Annotated in this window: 20 protein-coding genes and 1 pseudogene; 9 read left to right on the top strand and 12 right to left on the bottom strand. The window is 52.3% G+C overall.

Going from position 1 to position 21,438, the window contains the following annotated elements; all coding sequences use genetic code 11:
- Positions 1–99 precede the first annotated feature (99 nt).
- The 5 genes from pstS (at position 100) to phoU (ending at position 4,725) form a co-directional block, all read left to right on the top strand.
- Entirely contained in the window at positions 100–1,140 is a 1,041-nt protein-coding gene (gene pstS, locus ACLJQD_RS21885; RefSeq protein WP_000867131.1) for a phosphate ABC transporter substrate-binding protein PstS, read from the top strand.
- Positions 1,141–1,275: 135 nt separating this feature from the next.
- A complete protein-coding gene (gene pstC / locus ACLJQD_RS21880) occupies positions 1,276–2,235 on the top strand; it encodes a phosphate ABC transporter permease PstC (protein ID WP_000741630.1) in 960 nt (319 codons plus the stop codon).
- Positions 2,235–3,125, top strand: coding sequence for a phosphate ABC transporter permease PstA (gene pstA / locus ACLJQD_RS21875; protein ID WP_000212197.1), 891 nt, complete (start codon positions 2,235–2,237; stop codon positions 3,123–3,125). The genes pstC and pstA overlap by 1 nt, the downstream gene beginning before the upstream one ends.
- 86 nt (positions 3,126–3,211) lie before the next feature.
- Positions 3,212–3,985, top strand: coding sequence for a phosphate ABC transporter ATP-binding protein PstB (pstB, locus tag ACLJQD_RS21870; RefSeq protein ID WP_000063118.1), 774 nt, complete (start codon positions 3,212–3,214; stop codon positions 3,983–3,985).
- A 14-nt stretch (positions 3,986–3,999) separates the two neighbouring features.
- Positions 4,000–4,725, top strand: coding sequence for a phosphate signaling complex protein PhoU (phoU, locus tag ACLJQD_RS21865; protein WP_000377800.1), 726 nt, complete (start codon positions 4,000–4,002; stop codon positions 4,723–4,725).
- Between the two features lie 94 nt (positions 4,726–4,819).
- Here phoU and yieH read toward each other — a convergent pair whose 3' ends face one another.
- Together yieH and ACLJQD_RS21855 are read right to left on the bottom strand one after the other, a co-directional pair.
- Entirely contained in the window at positions 4,820–5,485 is a 666-nt protein-coding gene (yieH, locus tag ACLJQD_RS21860; RefSeq protein ID WP_410967630.1) for a 6-phosphogluconate phosphatase, read from the bottom strand.
- A gap of 12 nt (positions 5,486–5,497) precedes the next feature.
- Positions 5,498–6,307 carry a WG repeat-containing protein gene (locus tag ACLJQD_RS21855; protein WP_001805485.1) on the bottom strand — a complete coding sequence of 270 codons (810 nt, stop codon included), beginning with the start codon at positions 6,305–6,307 and terminating at the stop codon, positions 5,498–5,500.
- A gap of 205 nt (positions 6,308–6,512) precedes the next feature.
- Here ACLJQD_RS21855 and adeP point away from each other — a divergent pair, with 205 nt between their 5' ends.
- Positions 6,513–7,850 carry an adenine permease AdeP gene (adeP, locus tag ACLJQD_RS21850; RefSeq protein ID WP_001519317.1) on the top strand — a complete coding sequence of 446 codons (1,338 nt, stop codon included), beginning with the start codon at positions 6,513–6,515 and terminating at the stop codon, positions 7,848–7,850.
- Between the two features lie 44 nt (positions 7,851–7,894).
- Here the strand turns inward: adeP and ACLJQD_RS21845 are convergent, their stop codons facing one another.
- The 4 genes from ACLJQD_RS21845 to ACLJQD_RS21830 all read right to left on the bottom strand — a co-directional run bounded on the left by ACLJQD_RS21845 (position 7,895) and on the right by ACLJQD_RS21830 (position 11,507).
- A complete protein-coding gene (locus ACLJQD_RS21845; protein ID WP_077907255.1) occupies positions 7,895–8,479 on the bottom strand; it encodes an NADPH-dependent FMN reductase in 585 nt (194 codons plus the stop codon).
- On the bottom strand, positions 8,479–9,234 hold the full coding sequence (locus ACLJQD_RS21840) for a 4'-phosphopantetheinyl transferase family protein (protein WP_000190678.1): 756 nt from the start codon (positions 9,232–9,234) through the stop codon (positions 8,479–8,481). The genes ACLJQD_RS21845 and ACLJQD_RS21840 overlap by 1 nt, the downstream gene beginning before the upstream one ends.
- Positions 9,235–9,391: 157 nt before the next feature.
- On the bottom strand, positions 9,392–10,351 hold the full coding sequence (gene yidZ, locus ACLJQD_RS21835) for an HTH-type transcriptional regulator YidZ (RefSeq protein WP_017442059.1): 960 nt from the start codon (positions 10,349–10,351) through the stop codon (positions 9,392–9,394).
- Positions 10,320–11,507, bottom strand: a complete 1,188-nt coding sequence (locus tag ACLJQD_RS21830; protein WP_017442058.1) for an MFS transporter — start codon at positions 11,505–11,507, stop codon at positions 10,320–10,322. The genes yidZ and ACLJQD_RS21830 overlap by 32 nt, the downstream gene beginning before the upstream one ends.
- A gap of 1,193 nt (positions 11,508–12,700) precedes the next feature.
- Here ACLJQD_RS21830 and ACLJQD_RS21825 point away from each other — a divergent pair.
- The gene (locus ACLJQD_RS21825) at positions 12,701–13,111 is read left to right on the top strand and encodes a hypothetical protein (protein WP_000896275.1); all 411 of its coding nucleotides are present in this window, start codon (positions 12,701–12,703) and stop codon (positions 13,109–13,111) included.
- Positions 13,112–13,355: 244 nt separating this feature from the next.
- On the top strand, positions 13,356–13,919 hold the full coding sequence (locus tag ACLJQD_RS21820) for a hypothetical protein (protein WP_000400698.1): 564 nt from the start codon (positions 13,356–13,358) through the stop codon (positions 13,917–13,919).
- An 84-nt stretch (positions 13,920–14,003) separates the two neighbouring features.
- Here ACLJQD_RS21820 and ACLJQD_RS21815 read toward each other — a convergent pair.
- The 6 genes and pseudogenes from ACLJQD_RS21815 to rpmH form a co-directional block, all read right to left on the bottom strand.
- Positions 14,004–15,227, bottom strand: a pseudogene (locus tag ACLJQD_RS21815) (tyrosine-type recombinase/integrase).
- A gap of 255 nt (positions 15,228–15,482) precedes the next feature.
- Positions 15,483–16,847: a tRNA uridine-5-carboxymethylaminomethyl(34) synthesis GTPase MnmE gene (gene mnmE, locus ACLJQD_RS21810; RefSeq protein ID WP_000019079.1), complete on the bottom strand. Its 1,365-nt coding sequence runs from the start codon at positions 16,845–16,847 to the stop codon at positions 15,483–15,485.
- A gap of 140 nt (positions 16,848–16,987) precedes the next feature.
- A complete protein-coding gene (yidC, locus tag ACLJQD_RS21805) occupies positions 16,988–18,634 on the bottom strand; it encodes a membrane protein insertase YidC (protein ID WP_000378283.1) in 1,647 nt (548 codons plus the stop codon).
- Positions 18,635–18,636: 2 nt separating this feature from the next.
- The gene (gene yidD / locus ACLJQD_RS21800; RefSeq protein WP_001307474.1) at positions 18,637–18,894 is read right to left on the bottom strand and encodes a membrane protein insertion efficiency factor YidD; all 258 of its coding nucleotides are present in this window, start codon (positions 18,892–18,894) and stop codon (positions 18,637–18,639) included.
- Complete coding sequence (gene rnpA, locus ACLJQD_RS21795; protein ID WP_000239725.1) at positions 18,858–19,217, bottom strand: ribonuclease P protein component; 360 nt, start codon at positions 19,215–19,217, stop codon at positions 18,858–18,860. Before rnpA ends, yidD begins: the two co-directional genes overlap by 37 nt.
- A gap of 16 nt (positions 19,218–19,233) precedes the next feature.
- Entirely contained in the window at positions 19,234–19,374 is a 141-nt protein-coding gene (gene rpmH, locus ACLJQD_RS21790; protein WP_000831330.1) for a 50S ribosomal protein L34, read from the bottom strand.
- 660 nt (positions 19,375–20,034) lie between these two features.
- On the opposite strand from rpmH, the gene dnaA reads away from it, so the two are divergent.
- Positions 20,035–21,435, top strand: a complete 1,401-nt coding sequence (gene dnaA, locus ACLJQD_RS21785; RefSeq protein ID WP_000059093.1) for a chromosomal replication initiator protein DnaA — start codon at positions 20,035–20,037, stop codon at positions 21,433–21,435.
- Positions 21,436–21,438: the final 3 nt, after the last annotated feature.

The raw sequence follows: 21,438 nt of genomic DNA, 5'->3' as shown, positions 1-21,438 counted from the left end.
AACCGTCATAATCAAGACATATAACTGTCATCAATTTGTCCTATTTTGCTCATCGTAGCAACTCAAACAACGATTTACCGAAACCGTGCAGGAGACATTATGAAAGTTATGCGTACCACTGTCGCAACTGTTGTCGCCGCGACCTTATCGATGAGCGCGTTCTCTGCCTTTGCAGCAGCAAGCCTGACAGGTGCCGGTGCAACGTTTCCTGCGCCGGTGTATGCCAAATGGGCGGATACCTACCAGAAAGAAACCGGTAACAAAGTCAATTACCAGGGGATAGGCTCTTCCGGCGGCGTGAAACAAATCACCGCGAATACCGTTGATTTTGGCGCTTCCGATGCGCCGCTGTCTGACGAAAAACTGAATCAGGAAGGCCTGTTCCAGTTCCCGACGGTGATCGGCGGCGTGGTGCTGGCGGTGAATATTCCAGGCCTCAAATCCGGCGAACTGGTGCTGGATGGTAAAACGCTGGGTGACATCTACCTCGGTAAAATCAAGAAGTGGGATGATGAAGCCATCACCAAACTGAACCCAGGCGTGAAGCTGCCTTCTCAGAACATCGCTGTGGTGCGTCGCGCTGACGGTTCCGGTACTTCCTTCGTGTTCACCAGTTACCTGGCGAAAGTCAACGACGAGTGGAAATCGAAAGTGGGCGCGGGTTCTACCGTGAACTGGCCAACCGGTCTGGGCGGTAAAGGTAACGACGGCATCGCGGCATTTGTACAGCGTCTGCCAGGCGCTATTGGCTACGTTGAATACGCTTACGCTAAGCAGAACAACCTGGCCTACACCAAACTGGTGTCTGCCGACGGTAAACCGGTAAGCCCGACGGAAGAGAGCTTCTCTAATGCGGCGAAAGGCGCAGACTGGAGCAAAACCTTCGCGCAGGATCTGACCAACCAGAAAGGTGACGATGTGTGGCCAATCACCTCCACCACCTTTATCCTGGTCCACAAAGCGCAGAAGAAACCTGAGCAGGGTGCTGAAGTGTTGAAGTTCTTCGACTGGGCCTACAAAAATGGCGCTAAACAGGCGAATGATCTGGACTACGCCAGCCTGCCGGATAACGTCGTTGAGCAGGTTCGTACTGCCTGGAAGACCAGTATAAAAGACAGCAACGGTAAGGCGCTGTATTAATTAACGAATTGGCGGATGGCGCTACGCTTATCCGCCCTACGGTTTCGACCGCAGGCCCACGTTGTAGGCCGGATAAGCGTAGCGCCATCCGGCAGGGGCAACGTCGTAAAACGCGTTTAATGGAAAGAGTAATTTATGGCTGCAACCAAGCCTGCTTTTAACCCGCCGGGTAAAAAAGGCGACATGATTTTCAGCGCGCTGGTAAAACTGGCTGCGCTGATTGTGCTATTGATGTTGGGCGGTATTATCGTCTCATTGATCATCTCCTCCTGGCCAAGTATTCAGAAATTTGGTTTCTCATTTCTTTGGACTAAGGAATGGGACGCGCCAAACGATATCTACGGCGCTCTGGTGCCCATTTATGGCACGCTGGTGACCTCCTTTATCGCACTGCTGATCGCCGTTCCGGTCAGTTTCGGCATTGCCCTGTTTTTAACCGAGCTGGCGCCAGGCTGGCTAAAGCGTCCGCTCGGCATCGCCATTGAGCTGCTGGCGGCGATCCCCAGTATCGTGTACGGCATGTGGGGGCTGTTTATCTTCGCGCCGCTGTTTGCGACGTACTTCCAGGAGCCGGTCGGCAATATTCTTTCCAACATTCCGTTTGTCGGCGCGCTGTTCTCCGGCCCGGCGTTTGGTATCGGCATTCTGGCGGCGGGCGTCATCCTCGCCATCATGATCATCCCCTACATTGCGGCGGTTATGCGCGACGTCTTCGAGCAAACGCCGGTAATGATGAAAGAGTCCGCTTACGGTATCGGCTGCACTACCTGGGAAGTTATCTGGCGCATCGTGCTACCGTTCACCAAAAATGGCGTGATCGGCGGCATTATGCTGGGACTGGGCCGTGCTCTGGGTGAAACGATGGCGGTCACTTTTATCATCGGCAACACCTACCAGCTCGACAGCGCGTCGCTGTATATGCCGGGCAACAGCATCACTTCCGCGCTGGCGAACGAATTCGCTGAGGCGGAATCGGGTCTGCACGTGGCAGCGTTGATGGAGCTGGGGCTGATCCTGTTTGTGATCACTTTTATCGTCCTGGCGGCGTCTAAGTTCATGATTATGCGTCTGGCGAAGAACGAGGGAGCACGTTAATGGCTACGCTTGATATGCAGAACACCGCGCAGCTCGCGGAATCCCGTCGCAAGATGCAGGCGCGTCGCCGCATGAAGAACCGTATCGCACTAACGCTCTCAATGGCGACGATGGCATTTGGTCTGTTCTGGCTGATCTGGATTTTGATGTCCACCATCACGCGCGGTATTGATGGTATGTCGCTGGCGCTGTTTACCGAAATGACGCCGCCGCCGAATACGGCGGGCGGCGGGCTGGCGAACGCCCTGGCGGGGAGTGGATTGTTGATTCTCTGGGCTACCGTATTGGGTACGCCGCTGGGGATTATGGCCGGGATCTATCTGGCGGAATATGGACGTAAATCCTGGCTGGCGGAAATCATTCGCTTTATTAACGACATTCTGCTTTCCGCGCCGTCAATTGTTGTGGGGCTGTTTGTTTACACCATCGTGGTGGCGCAGATGCAGCACTTCTCCGGCTGGGCAGGGGTGATTGCGCTGGCGCTGTTGCAGGTACCGATCGTTATCCGTACCACTGAAAACATGCTCAAATTGGTGCCGGATAGCCTGCGTGAAGCCGCTTATGCGCTGGGTACGCCGAAGTGGAAGATGATTTCCGCGATTACGCTGAAAGCCTCTATCTCCGGCATTATGACCGGTATCCTGCTGGCTATTGCGCGTATTGCCGGCGAAACGGCGCCATTGTTGTTTACCGCGCTCTCCAACCAGTTCTGGAGCACCGACATGATGCAGCCGATCGCCAACCTGCCGGTGACCATTTTTAAATTCGCGATGAGCCCGTTTGCCGAATGGCAACAATTAGCCTGGGCGGGCGTGCTGATTATTACCCTGTGCGTACTGTTGCTGAATATTCTGGCGCGTGTTGTTTTCGCGAAGAAAAAACACGGTTAAAGACATTGTAGGCCTGATAAGCGTAGCGCCATCAGGCATTATTTTACGGCGTGGCGGATGCGGCGCTGGATGAGGAAAAGAGTGAAATGAGTATGGTTGAAACTGCCCCGAGTAAGATTCAGGTTCGTGATTTGAACTTCTACTACGGCAAATTCCATGCCCTGAAGAACATTAATCTGGATATCGCGAAGAATCAGGTAACGGCATTTATCGGGCCATCCGGCTGTGGTAAATCAACGCTACTGCGTACCTTCAATAAAATGTATTCGCTTTATCCGGAGCAGCGCGCGGAAGGTGAAATTCTGCTGGATGGCGACAATATTCTCACCAACACCCAGGATATCGCGCTGCTGCGCGCAAAAGTGGGGATGGTATTCCAGAAGCCGACGCCGTTCCCGATGTCCATCTATGACAATATCGCCTTTGGCGTGCGTCTGTTTGAGAAGCTGTCTCGTGCCGATATGGACGAACGCGTGCAGTGGGCGTTGACCAAAGCCGCATTATGGAACGAAACCAAAGATAAATTGCACCAGAGCGGGTACTCTCTCTCCGGTGGTCAGCAGCAGCGTCTGTGCATTGCGCGCGGTATCGCCATTCGCCCGGAAGTGTTGCTGCTGGATGAGCCATGTTCAGCTCTGGACCCGATCTCTACCGGGCGTATTGAAGAGCTGATCACCGAGCTGAAACAGGATTACACCGTGGTGATCGTGACCCACAACATGCAGCAGGCGGCACGTTGTTCCGATCATACGGCGTTTATGTACCTGGGCGAGTTGATTGAGTTCAGCAACACGGACGATCTGTTCACCAAGCCCGCGAAGAAACAAACAGAAGACTATATCACCGGTCGTTACGGTTAATTCAGGAGTGCGTAATGGACAGTCTGAACCTTAATAAACATATTTCCGGCCAGTTCAACGCCGAACTGGAAAGCATCCGCACTCAGGTAATGACCATGGGCGGCATGGTGGAGCAGCAGCTTTCTGACGCTATCACCGCCATGCACAACCAGGACAGTGAGCTGGCGAAGCGCGTGGTAGAAGGCGATCATCAGGTTAATATGATGGAAGTCGCCATCGATGAAGCCTGCGTGCGTATTATCGCCAAGCGCCAGCCGACGGCGAGCGATCTGCGTCTGGTAATGGCGATTATCAAAACCATCGCCGAACTGGAGCGCATTGGCGACGTGGCGGATAAAATCTGCCGTACCGCGCTGGAGAAATTCTCCCAGCAGCACCAGCCGCTGTTGGTGAGTCTGGAGTCACTGGGCCGCCACACCGTGCAGATGCTGCACGACGTGCTGGATGCGTTCGCGCGCATGGATCTCGACGAAGCGGTGCGTATCTACCGTGAAGACAAGAAAGTTGACCAGGAGTACGAAGGTATCGTGCGTCAGCTGATGACCTACATGATGGAAGACTCGCGCACGATTCCCAGCGTGCTGACCGCGTTATTCTGCGCGCGCTCTATCGAGCGTATCGGTGACCGTTGCCAGAATATCTGTGAATACATCTTCTACTTCGTGAAGGGGCAAGACTTCCGTCACGTCGGCGGCGATGAGCTGGATAAGCTGCTGGCGGGGAAAGATCCGAAAGAGTAAATCTCATTCTTTTGCCCGGTGGAGCTGCGCTTACCGGGCCTACAGGTACAGATGCTGTAGGCCGGATAAGCGTTAGCGCTATCCGGCATTTCAGTTAACGCGTAATCTCCCACCCGCGCGCTTTCCACAATCCCGGCAACTGCGCCAAATCGGTAAATGTCGTCACGTTAGGGTGATCGATCGGCTTGTTATGCGGATCGGCGCAGAAATAAAACACTTCCATTCCCGCCGCAATTCCTGACTGCGCGCCTGCGCTGGAATCAACCACCAGAATACACTTCTCAACATTGACCTTCATGGCGTTCGCCGCGTGGAGCATCAGCGCCGGATCGGGCTTCCAGCGTTGAATATCGTAACCGCTAAACAGCAAATCGGGAAAATGATGCAACATGCCCAGTTTACCCAGCGAATGCTGCATCTTACTGACCGGCCCGTTGGATACCACGCACATGGGCGTCTTAATGCTCTCCAGCAGGGTATTTGCGCCCGCGATCGCTTCCAGTTCGGTATCGAACAGACGCGCCACTTCCGCGCGGTACACCGGCTCCAGAACGTCGCGTCTTAGTGTAACACCGTACTCCTTGCTGATAGTTTCGATAATTTCGTAGAGTTTTACGCCCTTAAAGCGTTTAAATACCGTTTCGAGATCGAGCGTGATGCCAAATTCCTGAAACATTGCGACATAGGCACGCGAGCAAATCACTTCACTATCGACCAGCGTACCGTCGCAATCGAAAAATACCGCTTCTATCATGGACATGATGTTTCCTGTTTAGTCGCCAAACCGTGGACGCGCGCCGCGTTGCGTTAACCATTTTTCTGTGTCATCCCGGCTGTAGCGCAGCGGCCTGACCAGGTTGCCTGTTTTATCGATCACTCCCCAGCGCCCGTTTTTAGCAACGGCGATGAAGTTGATATTGTACCGATAATCTGTATTAGAGACAGTATCGTAGCGAAAGGGAATAATGATGTTTCCTGAAAAATCAAGAAGGCCGTATAAAATCTTGTCGTTCATCCGCTTTCCCGCGACAAACGCATCGGGTCGCTGGTTTATCATCTGTATCGACGAAAATTGCGGCGCAATAATCACATTGCCGTAAGCATCGCCCATGCCGCTTAGCTGAGCGCTATTCTGGTAAGTCGAGAGAAAAACTATGGCGCTGCTTTCGGCTAACTCAATGCTGGAATAGACGGGCGGGTAGATAAATTGCTGCTGGCGGGCGCTATACAAACCGGTATGGTTACCGGTGAACGATGTTGAGACGTAAAACAGATCTGTTTCGCTGTCATAATGCTCAATATAGATTTTTTGCCACGGAATGATTGCCTGCCCAGCGGCGTTGTAGAGTCCACAAAACTCATCCTGACAGATGACGTAAAAGCGCGTTACTGGCAGTCTTAAGCCGTCGGCGCTAAAAGAAACGTCAGATATTTCTACCTGGTCAGGTTTTAGCGGTAACGGTACAGGTGCGTTCAGATAAGTTTTTGGTTGAATAGTGTTGATAAGACTCAGAATGGATGAGCCTGCCGCCCCGGATGTTGAAGAAACCAACGCGAGTAAGAAAAACAGACGGGTAAACATAAAAATCCTTTTCATATCCTGGTCGCTGCCTCAGTATTTCCTGTCTCATATCGCTAGTTTAACGTTTACGTAATGCTGAATGAGGGGACGCAATCGTTGCCGTACTAACAAATTGAGTGAAAAAAATTACCACACAACTGCGCCAGGTGTCGCATTTTGGTATAGGATAACGGCGAATTTTCCCTCCTTTCTCCGGAAATTGATAATGAGTCAACAACACACCACCCAGGCTTCTGGTCAGGGTATGCTGGAACGCGTGTTTAAACTGCGCGAACATGGCACGACGGCACGAACCGAAGTGATCGCCGGTTTTACCACTTTCCTGACGATGGTTTATATCGTTTTTGTTAACCCGCAAATTCTGGGCGTAGCTGGCATGGACACCAGCGCCGTCTTTGTGACCACCTGTCTGATTGCGGCCTTTGGCAGTATTCTGATGGGCCTGTTCGCTAACCTGCCGGTGGCGTTGGCGCCCGCGATGGGGCTGAATGCGTTCTTTGCCTTCGTGGTTGTGCAGGCAATGGGACTGCCGTGGCAGGTAGGCATGGGCGCCATTTTCTGGGGCGCTGTTGGTCTTTTATTGCTGACTATCTTCCGCGTGCGTTACTGGATGATCGCCAACATTCCGGTCAGCCTGCGCGTGGGCATCACCAGCGGCATCGGCCTGTTTATCGGCATGATGGGGCTGAAAAACGCCGGAGTGATCGTCGCTAACCCGGAAACGCTGGTCAGCATCGGCAACCTGACCTCGCACAGCGTGCTGCTGGGGGTTCTCGGATTCTTTATTATTGCGATTCTCGCTTCGCGCAACATTCATGCGGCGGTGCTGGTGTCCATTATCGTCACGACGCTGCTTGGCTGGATGATGGGTGATGTGCACTACAACGGCATTGTCTCCGCGCCGCCAAGCGTCACCAGCGTGGTAGGGCATGTCGATTTGGCAGGCTCGTTCAATCTTGGCCTGGCAGGGGTTATTTTCTCCTTCATGCTGGTAAACCTGTTTGACTCCTCCGGTACGCTGATTGGCGTGACCGATAAAGCCGGGCTGGCGGATGAGAAAGGTAAGTTCCCGCGCATGAAGCAGGCGCTGTTTGTTGATAGTATCTCTTCCGTCACTGGCGCATTTGTCGGAACGTCTTCTGTGACCGCTTATATTGAATCCTCTTCCGGCGTTTCGGTGGGCGGTCGCACCGGTTTGACGGCGGTGGTGGTCGGTATTTTGTTCCTGCTGGTTATCTTCCTGTCGCCGCTGGCGGGCATGGTGCCGCCTTACGCGGCGGCGGGCGCGCTGATTTATGTCGGCGTGCTGATGACCTCCAGCCTGGCGCGGGTAAACTGGCAGGATTTAACCGAATCGGTCCCGGCGTTTATTACGGCGGTAATGATGCCGTTTAGCTTCTCGATCACCGAAGGTATCGCGCTGGGCTTTATCTCTTACTGCGTGATGAAGATTGGTACCGGTCGCCTGCGCGACCTTAGCCCGTGCGTAGTGATTGTCGCGCTGTTATTTGTGCTGAAGATTGTGTTTATTGACGCCCACTGATGAAATGAACCCTCGCCCCATCGGGGGGAGGGTTTTTAACGAACTTACGCTTTAACCCGCTGAATATACTCGCCAAATGCGGTCAGCTGACCGGTCAAATGATCTAACGTTCCCTGATCCACCACTTCTCCAGTCTGCGGATCGACTTTATTCTGAATCACGCCGCCCATAAATTCCGGTTTATTCATCACCATCGCATCAAGGAACACCAGAATCTGGCGCAGATGATACTGGCAGCGCGCGCCGCCAATCGCCCCCATTGAGCTGGTCTGGATAAGAACGGGCTTACCCGCCAGCGGCTGCTCAGGCAGACGGGATAGCCAGTCGATGGCATTCTTCAGGCCGCCGGGAACGGAATAGTTATATTCCGGCGTCACAATGACGACGCCGTCAGCGTTGCGAATCTGCTCCGCCAGCGCCTCTACGCTGGCTGGAAATCCCTCTTCCTGCTGGATATCGGCGTCATACAGCGGAATATCCCCGATTGAAGGCAGCGGCGATATCGTCATTCCTGCCGGCGCGACTTTAGGCAGCGTACGCGCCACCATCCCGTTAAAGGAACCTTTGCGTAAACTTCCCAGCAATGTAACCACATTCAGCGTTTCAGACATACGTGCCCCTTTTTTCATTATGAACGATTAAGCGTATACGATTTGGCGGCGGGGAGTTGGGCGAATCGCATCAGACGCCCGGTTGGCTCATTGGCGCGCGTCTGGATATCGGGCAGGCTTTTCCAGCCCAGTTTGCCATCGAACTCCCACACTTTTAATTTTTCTATCGCTGGCGTAACGGTTACGGACCATACCAGCACATCTTCCGCATCGCATACGGCTTCAAGCTGCGTGACATGCGCGCACTTCAGGCGTCCGGCAACGGGTAAAAGTTGCAGCTCCCGCGGATCGTCATTCATGACATCGCCGGTGAGTTTTAACACGCTCTGGCGCAATGTGATGAGTTGCGCTCGCGCTTCGTTGGGATCGTTTTGATTGGCTACCCATAAGTTTTCATTACGGGAGAAAGGGTGGCGTTCGAGCGAATGCGGATGGTGAAAGCCGCGGGAGGTGCGCTGTAATTCCATATCCAGCCCGCACTCTCCTTCGGTGGTCAACGCCACGCCAACCATATTTCCAGCGTAGGAGATAGAAAAACCTGGCAGATTTTTGTCACGAAACGCGGGTTTACCTTTCGCCTGAATAATGATTTCCGGCAGCTCGCTAATTCCGTACAGCATAAACATCAGTTCGGCAAGAAGGCCTCTGGAGGCGAGAAAACGCGTTCGTCGGTGAGCAGGCAGGTTTCTGGCTTCAATATGGCAAGACGAAGAGAGACGAATTGAAACCAACTGTCCTTCCGTAAGTATCCCTCTGGCAAAGTGAGTCGCCATTTTTCGCTCCGTGATTAATGGGCCGTGATAATGACGAGAGTAACATTAACGTAAATTATGGACAGGTTTTACGCGCTAAAAATTCAATTTCAGAAGGTTCTTTAATCAGACGGTGACATTTCTGGTAAGAGGAAGGTTAATTTATCAACGCAGGTGGTCAGATAAGGCGACGGCAGAGCGTGTTGATAGCCTGTCGTAGCCACACAATCTTGGGATTATGACTATTACGTTTGTGCCATAATAGGGTAAACGGCACCATCAGCTTTTCCTGCTGTTGCGCATCAAAAGGCAGGGGGCGCGCCACTAGCGGTAGCTGGTGGAGCTGATTGTAGTGCTGGCAATAGCGCGGCGCGGTTGCTATTAGGGTGTGATCCGGCTGGGCGGCCATAAAGAGCGACTGCTCGAACCCCGGCAGGCTCAACGCGATATGGCGTTTGCGTCCCATTTCTTGCAGGACATCATCCAGCGCCCAGGTATCGCTTTGCTCCCAGCAAATACTGATATGCGGGTAGCGCAGAAAAGTGTCCAGATCCCACGTTTCGCGCAGCGCCGGATGATCTTCCCGCAGCCAGACCCACGGTAAATCGCTAAACAACACCTCAAAATCAATCGCGAGCGGCAACAGACTGAGCAATTCTCGCGAGCGGGGATGGCTTTCGCGTCCGGTAAATCCGATATCGACTTCCCCGCGCGTAATCGCCTCCAGCGAGTCATAATCCCAGTTGCGAACCTTAATGGTAGCCTGCGGATAGCGCTGATAAATCTGCTGCGACAGTGAATTAAACATAATCATCATCAGCGGCGACTCTGCCGCCAACTCAAATTTTAAACCGCGCGGCGTTTGATGATGTGGCTTATCAAGCAGTTGATTCCCCATCTGCATCCAGTCCGCCAGACTTTGCTCCATACTGACCATCAGCGGCGTCGGCGCCAGGCCCAGCGGCGTATTGACGAACAGCGGATCGTCAAACCATGCCCGGAGTTTCGCCAGCGATTTGCTGACCGCCGAGGGCGTTACGTTCATCCGTTTTGCAGCTTTAGTGACGCTGCGCTCCTGCATGAGTAACTGTAGGCATAACAGCAAATTAAGGTCGAGATTGGTAAGGAATTTCTTCATGCTCGGCTACGGACCTGTTGGGCGTGACGGAGAAGATCAGCAGAATACTCACTATGCTACAACCAATCAGAATCCCGATCAGCATATTCATCGCGCTGATACCGAGTATTGCCGCCAGCCAAATCCACAGTGATGAACCGCAAACCTGCGCGATACCCAGCGTGGAACTGGCCACTCCGGCGCGCAGCGAAAACGGCCCCAGCGCCTGGCTCATCGCGACGCCAAAACCAACCGAGAATCCGGCGCAGATAAGCGTCAGGCCAAAGAGCGTGACGGTATTGGTATGAGCAAGGCTTAACGTCATGCCAGCCGTCAAAAACAGCCCCTGTGAGACGAGCATTAAGGTTCGCGGCTTAAATAACCCAAGCGCAAAAGGGGTAGAAAAAGAGACGACCATGCTGACGCCTGCGGTGAGCGCCATGGTAATGGCATAGTCGCCACGGCTAAATCCCATCACCTCCATCAGCAGCACTGGAGAGGCATTGACGAAGGTCAGGATCACCGACACGCTAAGGGTGGTGATCGCCAGTCGACTAACGAAAAAACGGTTAACCAGCGACTCGGCGGCGGGCGACGATCGTGATAAATTGCGTGGAGCCAGCCTTGCCGGGCGCGTCTCGCGCAGGATAAACAGTGATAACAGGCCCACAATAATGCCCATCGCGGACATCGTATAGAACAGACTTTGCCAGGGGAAACGAAGCATAATCAAATGCCCCATCACCGGGGCGAGTACCGGCACAATACAGGTAATCCCATTCAATAATGACAGCACTTTCGCCCGACGATGCTCGTCGAGCGTGTCGCGCAGAATGGCTAACGCCACCACATAGCAGCCGCCTGCTCCTACCCCCTGAAGAAAACGCCCACTCAGAAATAGCGAGCCTTCCGACGCCCGTGAACAAAGCAGTGAGGCCATCATAAAGACGAGCGCGCCGACGATCGCGACCGGCTTGCGGCCTGACTGGTCGGCTATCTTCCCGGCAAACAGCATGGCCGTCGCCATTCCGGCCAGGTAAACGGAGAAGGCGATATGCAACTGCGCCTCGCTGGCGTTCAGATCGGCGGCTATACGCGGTAAACCGACCAGATACATATCAATACCGGCAGGATAGAGTAAAACCAGGGCAAAACTACACAGTAGAAAACGTTTCATAGCGGCCTCACGAAAAGTGTGGCGCTAAGAATACGGGGCGACGTTGCGCGAGACGAGTTGCCATTTGGACAACAGTGATTTCCTATGAGGCAATGAGATATCACCCCGGCAGTGACGTAAGCCGGATGGCGTCACCCGACACCAATACAGAAACTGGAAAATCTAGATAATTCGTTGATATATAATCTATAATTTGCCTTGAAAACATGGCTATGGGCACATTAAAGGACACAAAAACCAAGTAGCTGGTGAAACTGTAAATAGACCCGTTTTAGTTCCATGCATTTTTTGAGATCCCGGCCAGATTGACCCTGGTAAGTGAATTTCTGACATCTGTTTGAGTGTCAGCCAGTTTGTTGCAGTGGATTTGCAGGCAGTAGCCGGGTTGAAGCTGATCTGCGCGCTGGCGTCACTTTCACTCTCTTACGCTCTTAAAAGTGACGCCGCGTTTTGCACATTCAGCAGGAAGTACGGACGGAAAACCTTCGGCAATGCCGTCCGACTTCTCTACAGCGTTCTGTCTGCCGCTACGCTTGCAACAGGGTAGCGATAAAGGGTGTGGTCACCTGCATCGAGACAGGAGGTCAGTTTCGGGTCACGCTTCGTTCCCTGGGTGACCGGGGGCTGACCGCCAAAGGCGCTTCTTACAGGTTGCAGTTCGTCTTAGAACAGGAAGCTTTTAGGGGTACTGCTATGAGTTGGGGGTAGGATAGAACGGGGGAGGAGGGAAAGCTGCGGGAAATTGTTTGTGGGATTTGAAAATTTTTCCTAGTTGAGCCAAGAAGTAACTTTGTTATGAAAATGAAGTTCAACTCTAACGGTTACAGGGATGCTTCTTTAAGTTGGAGTAAATCTTATGATACCACCAACTAAAAATGTTGGTAAGTGTCCACTTACAATATGTGTATAACAAAAGTTAAGTTATCTCACTTTCAACAAAAATTTTGCCGTCAGGGGATTCCATCATTTTTTGCTAGATAGAGAAAATTTTTAGTATCTTCCGGATTCAGGAAACTAACGCATAAAACTGTGTGTTATGATATGCCGCGAAACGAAGAACAATAATAATTGAGTCATCTAAATTTTTTGGTTATTGGTTGTGATTTAAGGGAGCAAAAACAAATAAAAAATTATTGTGATTGCAACCTGATCGATCGTACAATGCGATAACTTGAATATCTCAGGAGGTTGTTATGGCTTTCGTATCTCTATCAACGATGGCTGCGAAAACTGGCCGTATGGTACAAAGCAACCACGTTACTGTTACTCAAACTAAACGCGCCACTGGTGCTGTGGAACTGGGATTCAGAATTGGTCGCACTGCTATGGATGCAACTGGTATCGAAACAGGTGACCGTGTTGATATCCTTTACGACAGTGAATCATCATTGTGGATGATAAAAAAAATCCCAGAGGGTGGTTTTGGAGTTGCAGGACAAAAGAATAAAGCAGGTGAGTATTCATCCTGTGCAATCAGAATCACACTACGGCCAGGGTTTCCTCGCCTGTCTGATGATGATGATGCATCGGTGAAACAGTTTTCACAGGATTCAGACACTCAGATGGAGAAAGGACAAATTATCTTCAAGTTGGGTGATGAGTAGGAAGGCAGCAAAAGGAAAAGGCGAAGATCAGATCTAAAGTTTGGCGACTCTTTCTGATCTCCGCCTACAGTAACCAGTGTTGCACTGTTTGGCGTGCAATTGGCTGTGCATAATATTATGCATATCCGCGCACCGTATCCAGCTTTTTTGGTTTTTTTGACCGAACGTAGCTGCTACCAATAGTGTTTCCTGTGGTTCCCTTCTGCGTCTTATTGTTTATATATCAATAGATAAGGTGCTTTTTATGGAACACTTGACCATTCCTCCAGCAGTCGCTCGTAATGAGCTTGCGTTAAAATTTTCGGCTCATCCAGCAGTTTTGGTGATGCTCAATCGTATGAAGAATTCACAGATTGTTGTTTTGTGCTCACTTCTTCGGGGTGACCGTTTGACTTCTGCTGGAAACAATATCACGGCTGATTTTGAAGTAACTCGGCTCCCTGCGATCATTGAGATTCTTGAGAAGAAATACTTCATCCCTGTTCAGCACTGTAATGTCATTACGACATCGGTTACAGCGCGGAGTGCAACAACTCAAACATTCTATGTAATGGACAAGGACACTATCTCTCAGATTGTTTCTGAGCCTGAAGCAGTTTTTCAGGAGAAGCGGAGAGCCTTGGTTAAAACCGAAGCCTTGAAAGCTCAGAAAAAATTAGATGGCTTAATTAAGAAACATGGCGGAGTCACCGAAACCTTACTGTATCTCACTCATCATGCTTACAAGGATAAAATGTTAAGTAATGAAGAGTGGAGGGAGCTAGATGAGAAGTTCATTGAGATTCTGAATGAACTGAACGCTGCGTAGGTATTGATTATATCATCGATAGTTCCGGCATTTGCCGGAACTATTCTTTATATATTACTAAGCTGTTAATTTGATTTTGATGCGTCAATTGGTATTGATTTCATAAGCCTTCCCAAACTTCCCGATAACCACCTTCCGCTCCTCCTCAATCTGCGCATCAACAAAATCAGCCTAGGACTGAAGCATCTTCCGACGCTGATTCAGGTATTCCGCATGATTGTAGACACCGCGAACGCCGCCGATTTTATGCGCCAGGCATTTCTCCACCCAGTCTGAGTTGTAGCCCTGCTCATGTAGCAATGTGCTGGCAGTACGCCGGAAGTCATGAATAACAAAATCCCTGACGTTCAGATCCAGCGTACGCACCGCACAGTTCAGCGTTGTTTTGGAGATCGGGCGTCGGTGGTCGTTTCGGCTGGGGAAGACGTAAGGGGAATCTCCGGCCAGAAATTTTAGCTCTTCGAACATCGCCAGCGCCTGCTTTGACAGCGGAACAATATGTGGATTATCCATCTTCATTCTTTCGCCGGGGATACGCCATTCCAGCGCGTTGAAGTTAACTTCACTCCATGTTGCTTCAATCAATTCCGATTTACGCACCATGCAGATGATCAGCAGGTGCAGGGCCAGCTTGTGGCGTCGGTTCATGTTAGAGGTGTAGATCCCCCGTAACAGGATGCCGATCTCTTCTGCGGTCAGCGCCACATCACGACTTGTTGCTTGTGCGATATAACGAGCCTCGATAGCCGCTGCCGGGTTGTTGAAGATGATTCCCCTGGAAATTGCATAGGCCAGCATGCGTTTAAGCACGTTTCACGTCAGTAATGCGACGTGATCCGAACCTCGTTGCTTGATGCGGTCGAGCACGACCTGAATGTGGGCAGTAGTGAGTTCTTCGAGTTCCAGCTTCCCGATGATGGGAATGATGTCCTTCTCGATAACGCGAGTGATGTTGCGCGGATCGCGGTTACTTTTTTCAAGGATATCGGTCAGCCAGCGTTTGGCGAATGTTTTGACTGTCGTTGGGTCTTTCTGTTTAAGCTTTTCTTCCTGCTTTTTCTGCGCGGGATTGATGCCATGGGCAACCAGTGAGCGGCACTTTTCACGCCAGAGCCGCGCTTCTGCAAGTGAGAAAGCTGGGTATTCGCCCAGCGTGATCTGTTGCGATTTGTTGTCAAAGCGGTAGCGGAAACGCCAGATTTTTCGTCCGGTGGGAAGAACTTCAATCACCAACCCGTCATGATCGGCAAGTTGCCAGGGGCGGTTTCTGGGAGCAAGTGTGCGTAATTTGGTATCTGAAAGTGCCATATCTCACCTCTATAGTGTGTCCATGAGAAGGGATATTTGAGCGTTTTTTATACCGTTTTTGGTGTTCATTTGATGTAATTTTTAGATCAAAAAGTAAACAATGGTACACGAGGGATTTAAAGATGGGGACAATTCAGGACACAAAAATCGCGGATGAACCCGCACGACTATGGACGAGTATGGAAAGTAAAAACCCGCATTAACAGGCAGTTAATGCGGGTTAGTGAACGTTCACGGACGAGGATGGACTAAAACTTACTTACCAATACAGAAGCTGGAGAAAATCCGTCCCAGCAGGTCGTCGGAGGTAAACTCGCCGGTAATCTCGCTTAAGCTTTGCTGCGCCAGGCGCAACTCTTCCGCCAGCAGTTCCCCCGCCCATGCGCCTAATAGCTGCGCTTTGCCCTGTTCAAGATGGTCAGCGGCTTCCGCCAGCGCCTGTAGGTGACGGCGGCGGGCCAGGAAGCCGCCTTCCATATTGGTATCAAACCCCATGCTCTGCTTGAGGTGGTTACGCAACACGTCGACGCCTTCGCCGGTACGCGCCGAGAGGCGAACCAGTGAGTGACCGTTTACTTCACTAATACCCAACGTTTCGCCGGTGATATCCGCCTTGTTACGTACCACGGTAATCGGTAGATTTTTGGGCAGACGGGCGATAAAGTCCGGCCAGATGTCGGCAGGGTCAACGGCGTCCGTCGTGGTGCCATCCACCATAAACAGCACGCGATCGGCCTGTTCAATCTCCTGCCAGGCGCGTTCGATGCCGATACGCTCAACTTCGTCGCTGGCGTCGCGCAGTCCGGCGGTATCGATGATATGCAGCGGCATCCCGTCGATGTGAATATGCTCGCGCAACACGTCGCGCGTGGTACCGGCGATATCGGTAACAATGGCCGCTTCACGGCCTGCCAGCGCATTCAGCAGGCTGGATTTCCCGGCATTCGGGCGTCCGGCAATCACTACCTTCATCCCTTCGCGCAGCAGGCTGCCCTGGCGCGCTTCGGTTCGCACGGCGTCAAGATCGGCGATGACGCCATTGAGCTGCGCTTCAATTTTGCCGTCAGAGAGAAAGTCGATCTCCTCATCCGGAAAATCGATAGCCGCTTCGACGTAGATTCGCAGGTGAGTAAGTGCTTCCACAAGGTGGTTAACGCGGGCGGAAAATGCCCCCTGTAACGAGTTTAGCGCCGAACGCGCCGCCTGTTCGGAACTGGCATCGATCAGGTCGGCAATGGCTTCCGCCTGGGCTAAATCGAGCTTATCGTTGAGGAACGCTCGCTCGGAGAACTCGCCAGGTCGGGCAATGCGCACGCCTGGAAGCGTCAGGATACGTTTTAACAGCAGGTCCAGGATCACCGGACCGCCGTGCCCTTGTAGCTCCAGCACATCTTCACCGGTGAAGGAGTTCGGGCCGGGGAACCACAGCGCAATACCCTGATCCAGCGCGCTGCCGTCAACGTCTTTAAACGGCAGGTAGTCGGCATAGCGCGGCTTCGGCAGCTTGCCCAGCACCTCTTGCGCAACGTCGCGCGCTTTCAGACCAGAGATACGCAGGATACCCACGCCACCGCGTCCCGGTGGGGTTGCCTGGGCGACGATAGTGTCGTTATGGCTCATGGTTAGTCTCAACTTTGTTGCAATAAAAAAGGCGGTCATATGACCGCCTTTTGATTGTAGGCCTGATAAGCGTTAGCGCCATCAGGCTGACCGGCGCGCCTTGCCGGATGGCGGCTTCGCCTTATCCGGCCTACACCGAATCAGGATTTTTTCTTCTCGCGGCTATGCAGGCCACGCTTCTCCAGACCACGGTAAATCAGCTGCTGCTGAATGATGGTGACCAGGTTGCTGACGATATAGTACAGCACCAGACCTGACGGGAACCACAGGAAGAACACCGTAAAGATGACCGGCATAAAGGTCATGATCTTCTGCTGCATCGGGTCGGTCACGGTGGTCGGCGACATCTTCTGAATGAAGAACATCGTTACGCCCATCAGGATCGGCAGAATGTAGTACGGGTCCTGTGCGGACAGGTCATGAATCCACAGCGCGAACGGCGCATGACGCAGTTCAATGGAACCCATCAGCATGTAGTACAACGCCAGGAAGATAGGCATCTGGATGATCAGCGGGAAGCAGCCGCCCAGCGGGTTAACCTTCTCCGCTTTGTACAGGGCCATCATCTCCTGGCTTTGGCGCTGTTTATCATCGCCAAGACGTTCGCGCATCGCCTGAATTTTCGGCTGCAGCATACGCATCTTCGCCATTGACGTGTACTGCGCTTTGGTCAGCGGGTACATGATACCGCGAACGATAAAGGTAATGATGATAATGGAGAAGCCCCAGTTGCCCACAAAGCTGTGGATCCACTTCAGCAACTTGAACAGTGGCTGAGAGATGAACCACAACCAGCCGTAGTCCACGGTCAAATCCAGGTGCGGTGCAACAGCCGCCATTTTATCCTGAATTTCCGGGCCGACCCACAGGGTGCTGGTCATCGCGCCAGTCTGGCCTGGCTGTACCAGTACCGGCTGCGCTTTATAGCCGATAGCGACAATGCCGTTACCCAGATTGGCGGTGTAGAAATTGTTGGTGCCGTCGTTACGCGGAATCCATGCGGTGGCGAAATACTGCTGCAACATTGCCACCCAACCGCCTTTGGAGCTGACGTTGAGGTTTTCGTTATCGGCAATGGTGTCGAATTTGTATTTCTCATACTTCTCATCCGGCGTGGAGTACGCTGCGCCGCGGAACGTATGCAGCGCAAAGTTGCTGCTGCCGGTGTCGCGATGAGGAGGCAGGTTGACGGATTGTTTTAACTGACCAAAGGTGGAGACTTCCAGCGGTTTTTCGCCGGTGTTCTGCACGCTATAGTTCACGTTAACCGCATAATCGCCACGCTTAAAGACAAACGTTTTGGTAAACGTGTTGCCTGCGGCGTCAGTATAAGTCATCGGAACCTGCAGTTCGTTCTGACCGTCGGCCAGTACAAACGCCTCTTTCTCGACGTTGTACAGCGGACGCGGGCCGTTCGCCGGGTTATCCGGGCCGTCGCGGCCTGTCAGGCCGCTTTGCGCCTGATAGATAAACTGCGGGGTGGTTTCCAGCAGCTGGAACGGTTCGTTGGAACCCAGTTCTTTCGGGTAAGCCGGGAGCAAGGCCTGCTCGACATCACCACCACGGGTGTTGATAGTCAAATCAAGCACATCGGTTTTCACCGTAATCATTTTCCCCTGGCCACTGGCTGGTACGCCCTGGTCGGCGGCGCTACCCGCTGCGGTGGTCGTTGTCTGCGTGGTCTGTTGAGTCTGAGGTTGCGGATTTTTATCCTGCTCCCAGGCTTGCCAGATCATGAAAGACACGAACAGCAAAGCGATGACTAAAAGATTGCGTTGCGAATCCATCGTTAGTGTTCTCTGGTATCAAATGGTCCGGGCGGGACGGGATCGTCACCACCAGGGTGTAAAGGGTGGCATTTTAATACGCGTTTCACCGTCAACCAACTGCCTTTTATCACTCCAAACCTGCGCAATGCCTCAATTCCGTAGCTTGAGCACGTTGGCGTGAAACGACAATGCGGCCCAAGCAGCGGACTGATCAGGCGTTGATAGACCCGAATAAGGGCTATCAGGACCCGCGAGCCAGGCGACAGTGGCGGCGCCATAATTTTTCCAACGCTTCCGAGAGAGCACGGTTATCGAGGTCGGCAACCCCTTTTTTCGCCACCACCACGAAATCCATTGCAGGAAGTTCATGCTGGCGCAGACGGAAGCTTTCACGCGTCAGACGTTTAATCCGGTTGCGTTCATGCGCACGTCGAACATTTTTCTTGGCGACGGTAAGACCGATACGGGGATGCCCCAGCGAATTCAGGCGGCCGAGGATGGTGATTTGCGGCGTGCCAGCCCGTTGAGGTTGCTGGAAGACGAATGTGAAATGAGCGGGAGTTAACAAACGTAACTCCCTGGGAAATGCGAGCTTAACCACTCAGGGGTTAGCTTTATTACTTGGAAACGGTCAGACGAGCGCGGCCTTTAGCACGACGACGTGCCAGAACCTGACGACCATTTTTAGTAGCCATACGAGCACGGAAGCCGTGAGAACGGTTGCGCTTCAGTACAGACGGTTGAAAAGTGCGTTTCATGGCGATTTCTACCTAAACTTGAATAAATTCACTGACTTTTGCGTATACCCGAACAAACTTTGAACGACTTACGCCACAGTGTGGGTGATTAAAGAGGCCGGATTGTAATAATTGTACACTCCGGAGTCAATTCTCTTTCCTTATTTTCCCGCGATTTTCCACGCCTTTTTGTGCGGAAAATAAGCAGCGTTGACGCCATATGACGGGCATTGCGCGACGGGTGGAGAATTATACGGACTGCCAGGTAAAGCGCAAGGATCGCCCTGGATCTTTATGCGATCTTTTAGGCGTCTGCTCACCTTTACCTATTAATTTTTTCAATATGCGCGCGAAAGCGTACAGGAGTTCCCCAGGATCGATTACACTTATACTTTCCTGGAAAGTCCTGTGGATAAATCGGGAAGAATCTGTGAGAAACAGAAGATCTCTTGCTCAGTTTAGGCTATGATCCGCGGTCCTGATCGTTTCAAACGATCCTGGTCAGGCATGAACACGAAATCTTTCAGACTGCGTGAAGTCGCGATCGTTTGAAAGATCCGTGAAAACCGCAGACAGCGGTTCGTGCGTCACCCTTCATGCAGGGTCTTATCGACGTGCGCCAACAATCATTAATGTATCAGCCTTTGTCATTTATCGACTTTTGTTCGAGTGGAGTCCGCCGTGTCACTTTCGCTTTGGCAGCAGTGTCTTGCCCGATTGCAGGATGAGTTACCAGCCACAGAATTCAGTATGTGGATACGCCCGTTGCAGGCGGAACTGAGCGATAACACGCTGGCTTTGTATGCGCCAAACCGTTTTGTGCTCGATTGGGTAAGAGATAAGTACCTCAACAATATCAATGGATTACTCAACACATTCTGCGGCGCGGATGCCCCACAACTGCGTTTTGAAGTGGGAACAAAGCCCGTTACGCAAACGCTAAAAACGCCTGTGCATAACGTTGTCGCGCCTGCGCAGACAACGACGGCGCAGCCGCAGCGCGTAGCGCCTGCGGCCCGTTCGGGCTGGGACAACGTACCAGCGCCGGCGGAGCCGACCTACCGCTCCAACGTCAATGTTAAACATACATTTGATAACTTCGTCGAAGGTAAATCCAACCAACTGGCGCGCGCGGCGGCACGTCAGGTGGCGGATAATCCTGGCGGCGCCTATAACCCGTTATTCCTCTATGGCGGCACCGGTCTGGGTAAAACTCACCTGCTGCACGCGGTGGGTAACGGCATTATGGCGCGCAAACCCAATGCGAAAGTCGTGTATATGCACTCCGAGCGCTTTGTGCAGGACATGGTAAAAGCCCTGCAAAATAACGCCATCGAAGAGTTTAAACGCTACTACCGCTCCGTTGACGCATTGCTGATCGACGATATTCAATTCTTCGCCAATAAAGAACGATCCCAGGAAGAGTTTTTCCATACCTTTAACGCTCTGCTGGAAGGCAATCAGCAGATCATTTTGACGTCGGATCGCTATCCGAAAGAGATCAACGGCGTTGAGGATCGTCTCAAGTCCCGCTTTGGTTGGGGGCTAACAGTGGCGATCGAACCGCCAGAACTGGAAACCCGCGTGGCGATCCTGATGAAAAAAGCGGACGAAAATGATATTCGTCTGCCAGGCGAGGTCGCGTTCTTTATCGCCAAGCGTCTACGCTCTAACGTACGTGAACTGGAAGGCGCGCTGAACCGGGTGATCGCCAATGCCAACTTTACCGGCCGGGCGATTACTATCGACTTTGTGCGCGAAGCGCTGCGCGATTTACTGGCGTTGCAGGAAAAACTGGTCACCATCGACAATATTCAGAAGACGGTGGCCGAGTATTACAAAATCAAAATTGCGGATCTGCTTTCTAAGCGTCGATCTCGCTCGGTAGCACGTCCGCGCCAGATGGCTATGGCGCTGGCAAAAGAGCTCACCAACCACAGTCTGCCGGAAATCGGCGATGCGTTTGGCGGGCGCGACCACACTACCGTACTTCATGCCTGTCGTAAAATTGAGCAACTGCGTGAAGAAAGCCACGATATCAAAGAAGATTTTTCGAATTTAATCAGAACATTGTCGTCGTGATCC

It is taken from the genome of Salmonella sp. SAL04214 (genome assembly GCF_046550615.1).
Classification (GTDB): domain Bacteria; phylum Pseudomonadota; class Gammaproteobacteria; order Enterobacterales; family Enterobacteriaceae; genus Salmonella; species Salmonella enterica.
This window is presented reverse-complemented; position numbering and strand designations above follow the sequence as displayed.